The 15,954-nt window shown below is 72.5% G+C and carries 18 protein-coding genes; 12 read left to right on the forward strand and 6 right to left on the reverse strand.

Annotated features, from left to right (window positions below; translation table 11 throughout):
• Positions 1–4 precede the first annotated feature (4 nt).
• From AH6_RS04905 to AH6_RS04915, 3 genes are all read left to right on the forward strand, one after another.
• Positions 5–391: a cupin domain-containing protein gene (locus AH6_RS04905; protein WP_245679184.1), complete on the forward strand. Its 387-nt coding sequence runs from the start codon at positions 5–7 to the stop codon at positions 389–391.
• Complete coding sequence (locus AH6_RS04910; protein WP_067474200.1) at positions 388–1,107, forward strand: MOSC domain-containing protein; 720 nt, start codon at positions 388–390, stop codon at positions 1,105–1,107. The genes AH6_RS04905 and AH6_RS04910 overlap by 4 nt, the downstream gene beginning before the upstream one ends.
• A 145-nt stretch (positions 1,108–1,252) precedes the next feature.
• Entirely contained in the window at positions 1,253–1,801 is a 549-nt protein-coding gene (locus AH6_RS04915) for a cysteine hydrolase family protein (RefSeq protein WP_067474929.1), read from the forward strand.
• Between the two features lie 10 nt (positions 1,802–1,811).
• On the opposite strand, the gene lexA is transcribed toward AH6_RS04915, so the two are convergent.
• Positions 1,812–2,474: a transcriptional repressor LexA gene (lexA, locus tag AH6_RS04920; RefSeq protein WP_067474203.1), complete on the reverse strand. Its 663-nt coding sequence runs from the start codon at positions 2,472–2,474 to the stop codon at positions 1,812–1,814.
• A gap of 113 nt (positions 2,475–2,587) precedes the next feature.
• On the opposite strand from lexA, the gene AH6_RS04925 reads away from it, so the two are divergent.
• From AH6_RS04925 to AH6_RS04935, 3 genes are all read left to right on the forward strand, one after another.
• Positions 2,588–3,112 (forward strand): hypothetical protein, encoded by a 525-nt coding sequence (locus AH6_RS04925; RefSeq protein ID WP_157431271.1) that lies wholly within the window; start codon positions 2,588–2,590, stop codon positions 3,110–3,112.
• A 152-nt stretch (positions 3,113–3,264) separates the two neighbouring features.
• Positions 3,265–3,624, forward strand: coding sequence for an STAS domain-containing protein (locus AH6_RS04930; protein WP_067474208.1), 360 nt, complete (start codon positions 3,265–3,267; stop codon positions 3,622–3,624).
• 80 nt (positions 3,625–3,704) lie between these two features.
• Positions 3,705–4,193: a MarR family winged helix-turn-helix transcriptional regulator gene (locus AH6_RS04935; RefSeq protein ID WP_067474211.1), complete on the forward strand. Its 489-nt coding sequence runs from the start codon at positions 3,705–3,707 to the stop codon at positions 4,191–4,193.
• An 8-nt stretch (positions 4,194–4,201) separates the two neighbouring features.
• On the opposite strand, the gene AH6_RS04940 is transcribed toward AH6_RS04935, so the two are convergent.
• Complete coding sequence (locus AH6_RS04940; protein ID WP_067474214.1) at positions 4,202–4,396, reverse strand: hypothetical protein; 195 nt, start codon at positions 4,394–4,396, stop codon at positions 4,202–4,204.
• A gap of 312 nt (positions 4,397–4,708) precedes the next feature.
• Positions 4,709–7,219 carry an SDR family NAD(P)-dependent oxidoreductase gene (locus AH6_RS45225; protein ID WP_083982229.1) on the reverse strand — a complete coding sequence of 837 codons (2,511 nt, stop codon included), beginning with the start codon at positions 7,217–7,219 and terminating at the stop codon, positions 4,709–4,711.
• A gap of 80 nt (positions 7,220–7,299) precedes the next feature.
• Between AH6_RS45225 and AH6_RS04950 the strand changes: the two genes are divergently transcribed.
• Positions 7,300–7,890 (forward strand): TetR/AcrR family transcriptional regulator, encoded by a 591-nt coding sequence (locus tag AH6_RS04950; protein WP_067474217.1) that lies wholly within the window; start codon positions 7,300–7,302, stop codon positions 7,888–7,890.
• 51 nt (positions 7,891–7,941) lie between these two features.
• On the opposite strand, the gene AH6_RS04955 is transcribed toward AH6_RS04950, so the two are convergent.
• Positions 7,942–9,195, reverse strand: a complete 1,254-nt coding sequence (locus tag AH6_RS04955) for a lipase family protein (protein WP_083982231.1) — start codon at positions 9,193–9,195, stop codon at positions 7,942–7,944.
• Positions 9,196–9,370: 175 nt separating this feature from the next.
• Between AH6_RS04955 and AH6_RS04960 the strand changes: the two genes are divergently transcribed.
• The 3 genes from AH6_RS04960 to AH6_RS04970 are packed head-to-tail and all read left to right on the forward strand — an operon-like array spanning position 9,371 to position 12,631.
• The gene (locus AH6_RS04960) at positions 9,371–10,459 is read left to right on the forward strand and encodes a TetR/AcrR family transcriptional regulator (RefSeq protein WP_067474220.1); all 1,089 of its coding nucleotides are present in this window, start codon (positions 9,371–9,373) and stop codon (positions 10,457–10,459) included.
• On the forward strand, positions 10,446–11,057 hold the full coding sequence (locus tag AH6_RS04965) for a transcriptional regulator (RefSeq protein ID WP_067474223.1): 612 nt from the start codon (positions 10,446–10,448) through the stop codon (positions 11,055–11,057). The genes AH6_RS04960 and AH6_RS04965 overlap by 14 nt, the downstream gene beginning before the upstream one ends.
• A complete protein-coding gene (locus AH6_RS04970) occupies positions 11,054–12,631 on the forward strand; it encodes a pyruvate, phosphate dikinase (protein WP_067474226.1) in 1,578 nt (525 codons plus the stop codon). Before AH6_RS04965 ends, AH6_RS04970 begins: the two co-directional genes overlap by 4 nt.
• Positions 12,632–12,681: 50 nt before the next feature.
• Here AH6_RS04970 and AH6_RS04975 read toward each other — a convergent pair whose 3' ends face one another.
• Positions 12,682–13,458, reverse strand: coding sequence for a helix-turn-helix transcriptional regulator (locus AH6_RS04975; protein WP_067474228.1), 777 nt, complete (start codon positions 13,456–13,458; stop codon positions 12,682–12,684).
• A gap of 86 nt (positions 13,459–13,544) precedes the next feature.
• Between AH6_RS04975 and AH6_RS04980 the strand changes: the two genes are divergently transcribed.
• Positions 13,545–13,853 (forward strand): nuclear transport factor 2 family protein, encoded by a 309-nt coding sequence (locus tag AH6_RS04980; RefSeq protein ID WP_067474231.1) that lies wholly within the window; start codon positions 13,545–13,547, stop codon positions 13,851–13,853.
• Between the two features lie 15 nt (positions 13,854–13,868).
• Here AH6_RS04980 and AH6_RS04985 read toward each other — a convergent pair whose 3' ends face one another.
• Complete coding sequence (locus AH6_RS04985; protein WP_067474233.1) at positions 13,869–14,303, reverse strand: PPOX class F420-dependent oxidoreductase; 435 nt, start codon at positions 14,301–14,303, stop codon at positions 13,869–13,871.
• A 455-nt stretch (positions 14,304–14,758) separates the two neighbouring features.
• On the opposite strand from AH6_RS04985, the gene AH6_RS04995 reads away from it, so the two are divergent.
• Positions 14,759–15,952 carry a L,D-transpeptidase gene (locus AH6_RS04995; protein ID WP_169807797.1) on the forward strand — a complete coding sequence of 398 codons (1,194 nt, stop codon included), beginning with the start codon at positions 14,759–14,761 and terminating at the stop codon, positions 15,950–15,952.
• The last annotated feature ends 2 nt before the right edge of the window (positions 15,953–15,954 follow it).

Below are 15,954 nucleotides of genomic sequence, written 5' to 3' on the forward strand. Positions count from 1 at the left end.
AGGAGTGCCAGGTAGATCGGCTCTGGGCGAAGTGGTGGTGCGCGGTGCGGCGGCGGCGGAGCAGCGCGGCAACGGTCTGCGGTACCGCCTGCTCAGCCCGGCGGACGCGCGCGGCGGCATCGAGGCGATGCGGGTGGTCGTAGCGGCCGACCGGCCGCGCGGGCCGAAGTACGAGCACGCCGGGCAGGAGTGGTTGTACGTGCTGTCAGGACGTCTGCGCCTCACGTTGGGCGACACCGAGGCGGTGCTTGAGGCCGGTGACGCCGCGCAGTTCGACGCCCGCACGCCCCACTGCCTGGCGTCCGCCGACGACTGGGACGTGGAACTGCTCATGGTGGCGGCCCCGGTGGCTGCTCCGCTGTTCGACTCGCACGTCAGGCCCGGACGATGAGCACCGCGACCGGACGCGTGCTGGTGGTCTCCGTGGGACGGGTGGACGATCTGCCCTATCGCAACACCTCGGTGCGCAGCGCGTTCGTCAAGGCACCGGTCGACGGTGCCGTGCTGGCCACACCGTTGGGACTCGTGGGGGACGAGCAGGGCGATCGCCGCAAGCACGGCGGTCCTGACAAGGCTCTGTGTGTCTTTCCCGCCGAGCACTATGCCGAGTACCAGCGTCGTCTCGGTCGGGCCCTGGAGCGTCCGGCGTTCGGGGAGAACCTCACCACCGAGGGGCTCACCGAGGGCGGCGTGTGCATCGGTGACGTTCTCACCGTCGGTTCGGCGACGTGCGAGGTGAGCCTGCCGCGCAACCCCTGCTTCCGCCTGGCCGCCCGGCACGGCCCCAAGGAGATGGTGCTGTGGTTCGAGGAGACCGGCTTCACGGGCTTCTACCTGCGCGTCCTCGAAGCGGGAGCGGTGGGCGCCGGATGCCCGGTCCGGCTCGTCGAACGCCGGTATCCGCACGCGACCATCGCGGAGGCCAACCGGGTGATGCACCGGGACAAGACCGATCGATCGGCTGTGGAGAGGCTGCTGGACACCCCGTTGGGGGAGTCGTGGCGGCGCACGCTGCAAGGTCGGCTCGCCGGGCGGACGGAGGATGCGGCGCGGCGGCGTTACGGCCCGCTCGGCGAGGCGGAGGCGGTCCGTGGGGGAGGGGGCTGACCTTTGGTCCGCCTTACCCAGCCTTGATCCAGATCCGCGGCCTCGACGGTGGCGGCGGCGCATCAGGGTGCTTTGCGCAGGTCGGCCTGCCTTCCGCTCCCTGGTGCCGGGCATGGGCCGTGGCCTGCGGGGGAAGGCGGTCATCATGGCTTCCACCGCTCTGATCGTCACCGATATGTTGAACTCTTACGACCATGAGGACGCCGAGCCGCTCCAGGACGATGTCGCCAGGATCATCGACCCGCTGAGCAAGCTCATCCGCCGGGTCACCGATCCCACCGGCGACCAGGACGTCCTGCTGGTCTACGTCAACGACAACCACGGTGACTTCTCGGCCAACCGCGACGACATGGTGGCCGCGGCCCTGGACGGGAAACGTCCCGACCTGGTGGAGCCCGTCGTGCCCTCGCCCGACTGCGCGTTCCTGCCCAAGGTCCGCCACAGCGCCTTCTACGGGACCTCGCTGGAGTACCTCCTGCAGCGGTCCGGCGTCGAACGGGTGATCCTCACCGGCCAGGTCACCGAGCAGTGCGTCCTCTACACCGCCCTGGACGCCTACGTCCGGCACTTCGAGATCCAGGTGCCCGAGGACGCCGTCGCCGGAATCGACCGCGAGCTGGCCAGGGCCGCCCTGCGGATGATGGAGAAGAACATGCACGCCGACATCGTCACGGCCGGGTCCTGCCTGGCGTGACGGCGCGACGTCAGACGTTGCGCAGCACCGAGACGACGATGCCGAGGATGACCGCGCCGTCGCCGTCGATGACGTCGTAGGCCGGATTGCGGGGTTCCAGATGGACGTGGCCGTTGCGGCGCCGGTACACCTTGACGGTGGCCTCGCCGTCGATCATCGCGGCGACGATCTGGCCCGAGTGGGCCTCGGGCTGCTGCCGGACCACGACCAGGTCGCCGTCGCAGATCGCGGCGTCGATCATCGAGTCGCCGCGCACGCGCAGGCCGAACACGTTGCCGCGCCCGGTGAGCTCGCGGGGCAGCGACAGGCTGCCGTCGACGTGCTCCTCGGCGGAGATGGGGACACCGGCGGCGATGTCGCCGACCACGGGCACGGTCACCGAGCCGTCGGCGTCCTGCGGCGGCCGCTGGTCGGGCAGGAACATCCGCACGTCGATCGGCCGCGCCATGGCGGCCCCCCGGCGCAGGAAGCCCTTCTCCTCCAGGCTGGCCAGGTGCCGGGACACCGACGACGTCGACCGCAGCCCGACGGCGTCGCCGATCTGGCGGGTGCTCGGGGGGTAGCCGTACCTGACCACCCAGTCCCGGATCGTGACCAGGATCCGCTGCTGGCGCGGGGGCAGGGCCGAGGTGTCCAGACCCTCGAACCCGTCAAGATCATCGTAGGTGGTCACCTTCCGTAGTGTAGAGGTCCCGGCCGGATCCCGCGCCCGGCGGTTCTTGACGCGCCCCCGTTGCAAAGAGACCTTGAGGTCTGCGATCAGGACGGGCCGGAAGGTGAGGGAGCATGAGGAGAATCTCGGCGGCCGGGTGCGCGTTGTTGCTGGCAGGCGGTGCGCTGGTGGCGACGGCGGCCCCGGCGGCGGCGCTCACGTTGGTCACCTGCACGGGGACGACGACGGTCAACTTCTCCCCGGGGGTGACCAACACCCCGCGAAGCGTCGCGGTGAGCGGTCAGGACGTCGCCGACACCTGCCTCAGCCTCACCCACCCGCACCTGACGGACTTCGTCGGCCCGTTCTCCGGCACCGCCACCCAGTCCTGCACGACCCTGTTCGGCAACGGCTCGGGCACCGAGACCCTGCACTGGAACAACGGCACCACCAGCACCTGGAACTACACCAACAGCTTCGCCAACGTCAACGGCACCAAGGTCGGCACCTCCACCGGCCCCCTCTCCGCCGGAACCCTGGCCGGAGCGCAGGTCACCCAGAGCATCACCTTCGTCAACCTCGACCTGTCCGCCTGCTCCACCCCCGCCGGACTCACGCAGATCAGCGGCACCGACACCTGGACCATCACCGGCCCCTGACCTCCGCTTCCATCACGCGCGCGTCCGGTCGGCACGTCATGGTCGCCTGGTCATCTTTGATTGCACTGTGCAAAGATGGCCGTCGTCGCCCCACGCCCGTCCTCGCGCAGTGCCGACCGGTCCGGTGCCCCGGCCGCTCGGCGAGGTTCCCCATGAACGACCGGCCACCTCTGACGGTCACCGTCGCCTTCGAGCGCGAGTGCGTGGTCCTGCGGCTGGCCGGTGCGCTCGACCACCGGGAGACGCCTCGGCTGCGCCGCTGGGCCAACCGGATCGCCGGGCTCAGCGGCCCGGTGCGCCTGGTCGTCGACCTGACCGGACTCGACGACTGCGACGCCGTCGGCACCGCCGCCGTCCGGGCGATGGTCGTCACCGTCATCGAGGCCGGCGGCTACATCGTGGTGGCCGGGGTGCCGCCGCGGCTGCGCGAGATGTTCGGCGCCGACTCCCTGCTGACCGCCGAGGCCGCCGTCGAGCTGCTGTCCTCGCAGGCCGTCCCGCGCCGGGACTGACGGCCCGGGGCGCGACGGCGGCCGCGCCGCCGGTCTCCGGCCCATTGGCGCGGGCCGAGGCCGCGGAGTAGAACTTCCTCATGACCGACAACGAGCCGCCGGAGTCCGACGACATCGACGAGGTCACCACCGCGGTGCTGACGGCGTCCCGGCTGCTGGTGGCGATCTCCGCGCGGTCGCTGGCGGCGGTGGAGGACACCGTCACCCTGCCCCAGTTCCGGCTGCTGGTGGTGCTCTCCTCGCACGGGCCGTCCAAGCTGGTCACGCTCGCCGAACGGCTGGCGGTCAACCCCTCCACCGCGATGCGCATGGTCGACCGGCTGGCCGCGACCGGGCTGGTCGACCGGCAGGCCAGCCCGCACAGCGGCCGGGAGATCCTCATCCAGCTCACCGGGGCGGGCCGGGAGGTGGTGGACAACGTGACCGCACGCCGCCGCACCGAACTCGCGCAGGTCATCGCCCGGATGCCCGCCGAGCAGCGCGGCATCCTGGTGACGGCGCTGCGGGCGTTCACCGAGGCGGGCGGCGAGCCCTCGGCCGCCGAGCCGATCCCGCTGGGCTGGAACTGACGGCCGCGTCAGTCCTGGCCGTCACGGCCGCGGCGGGCGCGGGCGATGGCGCGGGCGCGGATGAGGGCGCTCCGGACGGGGTCGTCGTCCTCGGCCATGAGCTGTTCCAGCTCGTCGAGCTGGCGGCGCTGGTCCCGCTGCCTGCGACCGACCTCGGTCTGGTACCACGGGACGTCGTCGGGCAGGTCCGGATCGTCGCTCACGGCTCGGCCCGGTCCTGGGCACGGCGCGCGTTGGTGTTGGTTGCCACTCGCGTTCTCCTTCTGCTTCTGCACGAGGATAGGAGAACGTGCACGGCGTATGTATGCCGGGCGGTGGCTTCGCAGGTCGAGCAGAGGTATCGCCTGGGTGGCGGATTTCTCCCGGGTCGTGCGGTGGCCGTCGGCGGCCAGACGGGGCACCCGCCACAGTGTCGGGTCGCCGTCTCCCGACAGGGCGGTCCGGTGTTCGTCGCCGCGCTGTGCGGGGCGGCGGGGGACGCGTCATCGTCGCCCCCCGCCTTGGGGCGGGGCCGGTCAGGTGTGGTCGGTCTGGAGGAGGCGGCGGAGGGTCTTGCCGGTGGGGGTGCGGGGGATGCCGTCGACCAGGTGGATCTCGCGGGGCGTCTTGTAGCGGGCGAGCTGCTGCTTGACGTGGTCCTTCAGCAGGCCGGGCAGCCCGTCGCCGTCGCCGGGGGCGGCCGGGACCACGTAGGCGACCAGGCGCTGGCCGAAGTCGGGGTCGGGGGCTCCCACCACTGCGGCGTCGGCGACGGCGGGGTGGGCGGCCAGGAGGTCCTCGACCTCCTGCGGGAAGACGTTCTCCCCGCCGGAGACGATCATGTCGTCGGAGCGGCCGTCGAGGAACAGCCGCCCCGCGCCGTCCAGGTGGCCGAGGTCGCCGGTGTCGACGAGCCCGCCGGTCCCGCCCTGCCCGTCGGCGACCATCGGGCCGCCGACCAGGATCCGGCCGGTGGTCCCGGCGGGGACGGGCCGGCCCGAGCCGTCCAGGACGCGGACCGGCACGCCGTGCACGGGCCGGCCGACGGTGCCGGGGGCGGCGCGCAGGTCGGCGGGGCTCGCGATGGTGGCGATGCCGACCTCGGAGGAGCCGTACCCGTTGCCCAGCACGTCGCCGAACGCGTCCATGAATGCGGTGACGGTGGCGGGGCGCACCGGTGCGCCCCCGGTCAGCACCGCCCGCAGGCACGAGGTGTCGTGCCGGGCGCGCTCGGCCTCGGGCAGCTCCATGATGCGCTGGAGCATGACCGGGACGGCGGCCAGCGCTCCCGCCCGCTCGTCCGCGATGACCTGCAGGGACCCGGCGGCGTCGAAGCGGCGGCGCAGCAGCGCGGGCGAGCCGAGCGCGAGCGCCAGGGCGAGGTAGATCAGGCCGAATCCGTGGAAGAGCGGCGGCGCGATGAGGATCGGCTCGCCCGACCGCAGGCCGAGCCGGTCGATCGCGGTGGCGGCGGGGCCGAGCAGGCCGAGCGGCGACGGCGTGCGCGAGGTGCCCTTGGGCGCGCCGGTGGTGCCCGAGCTGAGCACCACGATCCGTCCCGGGCGGGCGGGCGCGGGTGGGGCGGGGCGGTTCCGGGCCACCAAGGTGTCCAGGGTGTCGCCGCGCACGGCCTCGTCCGTCCAGGCGGTCACGCGCCGCCCGGCGCCGGCCTGGTCGAGCACCGGCGCGAACTCGGCGTCGGCGATGACCACGTCGGCCGGGTGCCCGGCCAGGGTCCGCGCGAGTTGCGGCGCGGCGAACTCGGTGTTGAGCGGCAGCAGGTCGGCGCCCAGCCGGGCGGCGGCCAGCGCGGCCTCGACGAATCCCCGGTGGTTGCGGCAGAGCACCGCGACGGTGCTGCCGACGCCGATCCCGTAGCCGTCGCGCAGCGCTCCGGCCAGCTTGCCGACCCGGTCCTGCAACTGCCGGTAGGTCAGCCGGCCGCGCTCGTCGGCGACCGCGGTGCGGTCCGGCCAGCGGGCCGCCGCGACGGCGGCCAGCGACGCCAGCGTCATGCCGTTGGCGCGCACCGCCCCCACCATGCCGAGCAGCCGTCCCGGCGGGACGGCCCCGAGCACCCCGGCGCGGCGCAGCGCCGGGACGGCGGCCCGTCCCGTCCGCAGCGCGCCGGACGCTCTGGTGCGGCGCTGCGGGCGGTGCTGCCCTCGCGGCCGCGCCCCGTCCTGGCGTCCCAGCGCGCTCGGGGTGTCCCTGGTCCAGCGGTGGAAGGCGGTCAGCACCGGCTCCTGGACGGCGCGCGTCACCAGCGAGAGCAGTTCCGCCGGGCCGACCCACCAGGGGCCGATCGACCGCGGCCGGTCGATGATCGCCCGGTGCACGATGCCCGCGGCCTGGTCGGGGGCCAGCCCCGGGAGGCGGCGCATGATCGGTGTCGGCGCGCTCATCCGCGTGTAGATCAGCGCCATGTACAGCGTGGTGACGCGCACGCCGTCGCGGCGGATCTCGGGGGCGACGCTGCGCAGCCAGACGTCGAAGGCCCCCTTGGACGCCTGGTAGGCGCCCCAGCGGGGGCCGGGGAAGATCCGCACCCCGATGGTGGAGACGTTCACGATGTGGCCGCCGTGCTCGCGCATCGACGGCAGCAGCGCCAGCACCAGGCGCACCGGTCCCAGGTAGTTGACGCCGATGGTGCGCGTGAAGTCGTGGAAGCGGTCGGTCTGCAACGCCACCGACCGGCGCAGCGACTTGCCCGCGTTGCTCACCAGCACGTCGATCCGCCCGTGGGCCGCCAGCAGCTCCGCGGCCAGTTTCTCGACCGCCGCCGGATCGCAGAGGTCGGCGGGGTGCGCGTGCGCCTGCCCGCCCGCCTCCCGGATGCGGCCGGCGACCTCCTCCAGCCGGTCCGCCGACCGGGCCACCAGCAGCACCCGCGCCCCCGCCCGGCCGAGGCTCTCGGCGACCGCCGCGCCCAGCCCGTGGGAGGCGCCGGTGACCAGCACGGTCCTGCCCCGCACCGCCTGTTCCAGGTCCCGCTCCCGCACCGTCCACGACGGGTTCAGCAGCAGGTCGAGCACGTCTCGCCGCATCGACACTCCAAATAATGATGATATTTGAGTATCAGCATTATCCGGATAAGGGCGGTCTGTCAATGGGTAGGATCGTCGGCATGGCCCGCCTCACCCGCACCGAGTCCCAGGCGCGCAACCGCGACCAGCTCCTCGCCGCGGCGGAGCGGCTGTTCCTGCGCGAGGGCTACCAGTCGGCGTCGATCAGCAAGATCGCCGACGAGGCGGAGCTGTCCACCGGGGCCGTCTACTCCAACTTCGCCGGCAAGCAGGAGGTCGCGCTGCTGGTCGTCCGGCGGTTGCAGGACGAGCACATGGGCCGTCTCGGCCCGCTGCTGGCCGGCTTCCCGGCGCCGGACGCCGTGGACGGCCTGTGGCGGTGGGCGGAGGACGCCCTCGGTTCGGGCTGGCCGCGCCTGGAGCTGGAGTTCGCCCTCGACGCCACCTCGGCCCCCGAGCTGGTCGCCGCCGAGTCCCAGCGGCACCGCTCCACCATCGCCTGGCTCGCCGGGATCCTGGACGACCTGGCTCCGCTCCTGCCCGCGGGGATGACGGCCGAAGGGTGCGCCGAGGCCGTGCTCAACCTCGCCATCGGGGTGGCCGTCCGGCGCGTCATCGACCCGTCGGTCACCGTCCAGCCGCTCCGGGAGCTGGTGGAGGCCATGTTCGTCCCTCCCGAGCCCGCCGCGTGAAAGAAGGCGTGCACGGCGTCGCGGGACGCCGTGCACGCTCGCGCGCCCGGGTCAGGCGCAGTTGCCCCGGGTCGGGCGGCCGTGGAAGCGGTCGTCGAGGAAGGCCACCGACGCGGGCTCGGCGAAGACCGCGCCCAGGAGGTGCTCGGCGACCGGGTAGACCTGCCAGGTGACGTTCGCGCCCCGGGCGCACCAGTCCCTGCGGACCTGCTCGGCCTGCCCGTACGGGATCACCTCGTCCAGCAGCGCCTGCGCGTCGAACACCGGGGCGCTCGGCGCGATCAGCCCCAGATCGTTCTCGTCCAGCCGCGCGCGCCATCGCGGGTCGTCGAGCGGGTCGCGGACGGTGAAGTCGCTGATGCGGCGGAACGCGGTGTCGAGGAACAGCGGCAGCACGTCCACGTGCGCGACGCACGCGTCCTGGTACTTGGCCAGCATGCGGCGGCCGCGGTCGTTCAGGTAGCGGTCGAGATCGAGTTCGGGGTAGGCGGCGTCGTAGCCGACGGCGGCCATGAGCAGCAGCAGCGTGAACGGGCCGCCGTTGTGGGCGAGCAGTTTCCGCATCTTGCCCGGGATGCCCCCGGCGACGGTCCCCTTCACCGCCAGCTCCGGCGCGTAGGAGGCGGCGAGCTGCGCCGCCCAGCCGGCCGAGCCGCCGCCTTCGGAGTAGCCCCAGATGCCGACCGGTCCGCCGGTGTCCAGCCCCGTTCCCGGCAGGCGTTGCGCGGCCCGCGCCATGTTCAGCACGGCCTTGCCCTGGGAGCGTCCGACCACGTAGGTGTGCCGCCCGGGGGTGCCCAGCCCCTGCATGTCGGTCACCGCGACCGCCCACCCTCGCGCGAGGGCGTCGGCGATGAACAGCTCCTCGTAGTCCAGGCCCCGGCTGAGCGAGTACGAGGGGGCGCACTTGTCGCCCAGGCCCCGCGTCCCCACGGCGTAGGACACCAGCGGGCGCTTGCCCTTCCTGGCCCATGGCTTGGCGGGCACCAGCACCGTGCCCGACACCGCGATGGGGCCGCCCGTGGCCGATTCCGATCGGTAGAGCAGCTGCCATGCCTTGACGCCGCCGTACGGGGACCTGCGTCCGGGGTCGAGCGTGAAGACCGAGGGACGCGCCCTGATCACGTCCCCGGGTCGGCCTGCGGGCAGCGGCGACGGCGGCTTGTAGAAGGGGTCCTTGGCCGGAGGCGGCGGCACGCCCGGCGCGGCCGCCGCCGGTCCCTGGAGGAGGGCCAGCGAGAGCACGCAGGCCAGTGCCGACCCGAGCCCGCGGCGGGCGCTCTTCGACAGTGAGACGCTCAGCATCGCCACTCCAGATTTTGGCGTTATGTGGAGAGCATCATTATTCAGATAATGGCGTTCGGTCAATTATCTGGGCGCTCGGATTCCGGTTCTGCGACGCCGGGCGAGCGATCAGAATTGAGATGGTGATAACATTCCGATGTCTTGAGTATCTTATTGGTGTGGTGAGGGAGCGGCGATGGCCCGGCTGACGCGTGTCCAGCAGCAGGCGCGCACACGCGCATCGGTTCTGGCGGCGGCCAGGCAGGAGTTCGTCGAGCACGGCTACGCCCCGGCGAAGGTCGACCGGATCGCCGAGCGGGCGGAACTGACCCGGGGGGCGGTGTACTCCAACTTCCCCGGCAAGCGGGCGCTGTACCTGGCGGTGCTCGTCGAGATGGTCGAGAACGCCCGCGTCGACGAGGCCGCCGAACGGCCCGGTTCCCTCGCCGACGCGCTCGGCTCGTTCGCCCGGACGTGGCTGGAGCGCCTGCCGCTGGTCGACGATCCCGCGCCGGGGGGCCGCCTGCAACTGCGTTCGCTGGTCGACGTCGTCGATGACGAGCAGAGCCGCACCGTGCTGGCGCAGACCGTCCGGCTGGAGGCGCTCCTGCTCGCCGTCGCGCTGGAGACCTGCGGGCCGGACGACCCCGCGCCACGGCGGGTCAGGCTCGCCGAGCTGGCGCTGACGTTGCTGGGCGGTTCCGCCCTGCTCGCCGAGCTGGCACCGGGCTTCGGCGATTCCTTCGACCGGGTCCGCGCCTGCGAACACCTGGCGGACCTGCACCTGGCCGACACCTGGGCGCCGCCCCACCTCCCCTTCGTCAAGCCCGCCGAACGGTGCCAGGACGCCTGGACGCCGCCGACCGGGTTGCCGGATCTCATCACCGGCGAGCAGGTGGACCTCAGCGTCGACGGTCTGGTGGCGGTGCTGGGCGCGCGCCGCCTGGACGCGGCCGAGGAGGCCGTCCGTTCGGCTCGGGCCGGCGAGCAGGTCACGGTGGTCGTCGTCACCGGCGACCCAGCCGAGACCGGCAACCTCGTCCGGCTCAGGATCGCCGACCTCGCCTCCTGCCTGCGCCGCGTGTTCCCCCCCGGGACCTGGCGGCACCTGCGGCTGGTCATCGATGACGCGGCCGTGGCGGCGTCGGCCGCCGGCCTGGCCCCTGTTGACGACGGCACCGAGGCCGCCGTCCGGATCGAGGGCGGCGCGGTCGTCGCCCGAGCGCACGGACGAGGCGCCGCCCACGCGGCCGCCCACGAAAGGCGGGGACATGAACGCGCTTGACCCCCTACTGCTGGTGCTGCACGCCCTGCGCTGCGGCGGCCACTCGGGCGTCGCGCGTGTGGCCGCCGCCACGTGCATGGACGAGTCCGAGGCCGAGTCCGAGCTGATCGACCTCGCGGTCGCCGGCCTGGTCACCTACCAGGGCGGCCGGTTCGGCGCCTGGGGGCTGACGGACGCAGGCCGCGTCGCGGACGCCGAGCGGATCACCGGCGAGCTCGACTCGGCCGGTGCCCGCCCGGCCGTGACGGCGGCGTACCGGGCCTTCATGGCGCTCAACCCGGAACTGCTCGACCTGTGCACGGCCTGGCAGATGCGCCCCCTCGACGGTGTCGTCACCGCCAACGACCACACCGATCCCGCCTACGACGCCCGCGTGCTCGGCCAGTTCACCGCCTTCCACCGGCGGGCCGAGATCGTCTGCGCCGACCTGGCGGCGGCCCTGCCGCGTTTCGGCCGCTACCGGGACCGCCTCGCGCTCGCCCTCGAACGCGCCGAAGCGGGACGGCTGGAGTACCTGGTCGACGACATCTCGGCGTATCACACCGTGTGGGCCGAGCTGCACGAAGACCTGCTCGCGACGCTCGGGATCGCCCGGTGAGGTGGATTCGCCCGCTCTCGGCGCAGGTCGGGGAAACCGCCGAGACGATAGGCGCCAAAGCGCACGGCCTCGTGGCGCTGCACCGTCTGGGCCTGCCGGTGCCCGCGGGGTTCGTCGTCACCACCGAAGCGTGCCGCGCCTTCCTGCGCGAAGGACGTCTCCCCACCGGCCTCGACGCTGAACTCACGGCCGCGATGCGCGGGCTGGAGACCGCCACGGGACGCCGGTTCGGCGGAACACAGAGGCCGTTGGCCGTCTCGGTCCGCTCCGGAGCGGGCGTGTCGATGCCCGGCATGATGAACACGATCCTCAACCTCGGCCTCACCACCCAGGCCACGGCGGGGCTGACGGCCGAGACCGGCGACGCGCGCTTCGCGCTGAACTCGCGACTGCGGTTCCTGACGACCTTCGCCTCCGCGCTCACCAACACCGTCCCAGAGGCCGACACGATCGAAGCAGCCGAGGACCTCCTACGGCAACGATCCGGCCGGACGGTCCCGGACGACGCGGCCCGGCAGCTGGAACTGGCCGTCGAAGCCGTCTTCTCCTCCTGGAACACACCCCGCGCGCGGACCTACCGCAAACTCCACGACATCCCGCACGACCTCGGCACCGCCGTGATCGTGCAGGCGATGGTGTTCGGCAACCGCGACGACCGCAGCGGCACCGGCGTCGCCTTCAGCCGTGACCCCAACACCGGGGAGAAGGCCCCGTTCGGCGACGTCCTGTTCGGCCACCAGGGCGAGGACGTCGTCTCGGGCCGATCACTGACGCACCCCCTGCGCGAGCTCGCCGACCGGGAGCCACCCATCTGGGACGCCCTGACCAGCGCCCTCAACCGAATCGAGGCGCACCACCGCGACGCCTGCTACGTCGAGTTCACCTTCCAGGCAGGCGAGCTGTGGCTCCTCCAGGCCCGGCCCGGCCGGTTCGTCGGAGCCGCCGCCGTGCGCCTCGCGACCGACCTCGCCGACGAGCGGCTCATCACCCGCGACGAAGCGCTGCTCAGGGTCTCGCCGCACCACCTCCGGCACGTTCGCACCCCTCGCATGGCCGCGGCGGAGGCCGACGTCCTGGGCGGGGGAGTGGGCGCCTGCCCCGGCGTCGCGACCGGCAGGATCGCGACCACGACCGACGCGGCGGTGCGCATGGCCGCCGACGGCCCGGTCATCCTCGCCCGTCCCGAGACGTCCCCGCACGACCTGCGCGGGCTGGCCGCCGCCACGGGCGTCCTCACCACGCGCGGCGGACCGGCCAGCCACGCCGCGGTCGTCGCGCGGGCGATGGGGAAACCCGCCGTCGTCGGCGTCACCGATCTGACCATCGACGCCGCCGACGCCTCGGTGCGGGCCGGTGGCCGCACCTTCGGCGAAGGCACGCTCATCACCATCGACGGGACCAGCGGCGAGGTCGCCCTCGGCACCCCGCCCATCGTGACGAACACCGCCGACGCGCACCTGCGCCGACTGCTCGCATGGGCGGACCAGGCGTCGGGAGACCACTCCCACCGCACTGAGGCGCAGCGCCTGAGCGCGGCCCATGCCGCGATCTCCACATCGAGTGCAACGAGCTGAGAGCCGCGGCGTCCTGAACCGGCCCGGGTACACCCGGAAACACGTTCGCTTCAGCGGTCGTGACCGGCTTCGTCGAGGACGATCCGGGGGTTGAGGGCGGTCAGGGCGGTGGGGGTGAGTCCGAACATGCTGCGGAAGGTGCCCGTGAGATGCGACGGCGAGGCGAATCCCGCATCGGCGGCGGCGCGGGTGAAGTCGTGACCGTGAGCGAGGGCCTCGGCGACGCGCAACATCCGCACCCATTGCACGTAGCGGCGGAAACTGGTGCCGGTCTGGTCGGAGAACTTCCGCAGGAACTGTGATCTGGACAGGCCCACCTGGCGCGCGGCGGCCTCGGCGCGCTGCGGGCGTGCGGGGTCGGCCCGGATGCGGGCGGCCGCGTGGGCGATCCGCGCGTCGGCGAGGTCCGGCACGGGGATGCTGGCCGCCGCCAGCAACCGCTCGACGTCCACCTCGTCCCGGGTGGCCAGGTCGATCAGCCGCGCCTCGTGGCCGTGGTCGGTGCCGAATCCGCCGACCACGCGCTGCATGCCGCCGAGGCACCGGGACATCCGCGTCGAGGTCGGGTCGAAGTAGCAGTACAACATCCGGCCTGTGCTGTCGCGGATCTGGTGCCGGACCCGGGCGCGGAACAGGAAGCTGCGGACGGTGAGGTCCGGTCCTCCGTCGCTTCGGACGGTGAAGGGCGCGTCGAGGCCGACGCCCAGGCAGGCGATCGCCGTGGAGTGGGGGCCGAGGTTGAGTGCGGGGCCGAGGTAGACGGCATGCCCGAGCCGGAGCCACACCCGTACGGGGGCGCACGTTTGTGGAAGTACCGACACCGCCATGCGATCAACAATAGATCCCCGACGCCCGAGGAACTTGCCCAGCCCACCCGAGGCCGTCGCCGTCAGCGCCGGAAGGAACCACGCGCATGCAGGACGCCGAGCAGTTCGTCGCGAACTTCATCGACTTCTGGAACGCCCCGTCTCCACAACGGATCTCGGAGATCCTGCATCCGGACGTCGTGCTGACCCAGCCGTTGGCCCCGCCGATGCGGGGTGTCGCGGCCGTGGAACGGGAGTTCCGGCGGATGACCTACTACGATCCGCTGCCGGTGCTGCCGCAGGTCCTCGCACGTCCGTCGCTGTGGTGGCGCTGGTGGACCTCGGGTGTGGCACGTCCCTGGCGGACGGGCCACCGCATCGACGACTACGTGGCTCTGACGCGGGGAATCCGATGACTCGGGCCTGCCCGATCAGCCCGCGCTCGTCCCAGGCCGCTTGTGGACCGCCCGCCGGGACTCGTACCAAGTCTCGCCGACCGGTTCGCCCGCCATGTTCCAGCTCCAGGAGATCGTCGGGGTGATGCGCAGGTAGTGGCCGGGCCCGACCATGCCCGCCCGCTCCACAGGTCCGTCCGCTTCCCCGTACACCCGAACGCCACGGACGACGAACGGATCGAAGGAGACCATGTCGTCCACGACGAGGGCGGCCTTCGAACGGCCCTGGCCAACGTTGCGGAACTTGCGGGTAAGCAGGACCGAATCGCCCGAACCCCCCACCCAGAAGTGGCTCCCGTCGAACTCGAAGGCGACCGGGACCACGTCCGGCTGGTCTTCCGCACCGACGGTGGCGAGGCGGGCGAGCGGCTGTGACCGCAGGAAAGCGATCTCTTCATCGGTGAATGACATGCGCGTCCCTTCGAGCGTCCTGGGTCCCCGCCAGGCTAGACGGCCCAGGGCCGGGAGCGTCGCCGTACACCGCGCCATGAGGCTCCGCCGTTCTGGTTCCAGCGGCCGGCCATCGTGATCGTTTCGAGATCATCTTCTGTCGCTTTCTCCTGCCTGCCGGACATCTCACAGGTACAGAGCAGGAGGAACGGGGAACGGATGGCATCGGGGGACCACAGCGCGCCGCCTCTCCTGGCGGAAGCCGCGCCCGTCCGCGACGCCGACCCGGCACAACCGGTCCGCGCGTCGGCGAGGCGCTCGTCCGGCACGCGCGGGCCCGCACCGCGCACGTCGGCAGGCCCGCGCGTCCGCGAGGCGCTCGCCGTCTTCGACCTCGCCTGCCGGTCCTCCCGATGGAACGCAAAGTCGATCTTCGGCGGATACCTCTTGGATCCCTCCACCCTCCGGAGCATGCATTGAAGATCAGAATGGCCCTGGCCGCCTCCGCGATGGCGGTCGCCGCGTCGGCCGGATGCTCGTTCAGCGGGAACGGCGACAAGGCCGGCGCGACCGCGCGCCAGGAGCCCGGCCCCAGGGTGACCGTCACGCCCGGTGACGGCACGCAGAAGGTGCGGCCCGACCAGCGCGTGTCGGTGTCGGTCGGGAACGGGACGCTGACCGGCGTCGAGGTGCGCGGAGCCGATCGTGAGGTCTCGGGAGCCTTCACGAACGATCGCGCGAGCTGGCGTGCGAACGTCGGGTTGAAGCCGTCCACCGACTACACCGTCGAGGCGATCGCGGTCGGGAAGGGAGGCAGGCAGACCAGGGTGACGACGGCCTTCACGACGGTCGGGGCCACCGGGAGCCTGCGCATCGCCGACATCACCCCGCAGGGCGCGAGCGCCGAGAAGGTCGGCGTCGGTTTCCCGATCATCGTGGACTTCAACCGGAACGTGACCGACAGGGCGGCGGTGGAGCGGGCGCTGAAGGTCCGGTCGGACAAGCCCGTCGAGGGCTCCTGGTACTGGACGTCGCCGAAGCAGGCCGTCTACCGGACGAAGAGGTACTGGGCGCCGCACCAGAAGGTCCGCTTCACCGCCAGGCTGACGGGCGTCGCGGCGGGCAAGGGGATCTACGGTTCGCGCGACTACGCCAGGACGTTCGCCGTCGGGCCCTCCCACGTCGCCACGGTGGACTCCCGGCGGCACATCATGAAGGTGCGGATCGACGGCGTCGTGAAGCGCACCATGCGGATCAGCACCGGTTCCAGCGAGCGGCCCAACTTCATCACCGCGAGCGGCCCGCACCTGGTCATGGGCAAGAAGAGGGTCGAGCACATGGACTCCCGCTGGATGGGCGTCGACCCCAAGGACACCGCGAACGGCGGCTACTCCGAGGACATCCCGTGGGCGGTGCGGATCACCAGCAGCGGTGAGTACGTCCACCAGGGGGCGGCGTCCGCCCAGCGGTTCCTCGGCGTCGCCAACATGAGCCACGGCTGCGTCCGGGCGACCCCGCAGGACGCGCAGTGGTTCTTCGGCATCGCCCAGCGCGGCGACGTCGTCGACGTCACCGGCACGACGCGCCCCCTGCCGTGGACGAACGGCTGGTCCTACTGGGTGAAGACGTGGGACCAGTGGCAGCGCGGCAGCGCCCTCCGGTCCGGGTGACG

It is taken from the genome of Actinomadura hibisca NBRC 15177 (assembly GCF_001552635.1).
Lineage (GTDB): Bacteria > Actinomycetota > Actinomycetes > Streptosporangiales > Streptosporangiaceae > Spirillospora > Spirillospora hibisca.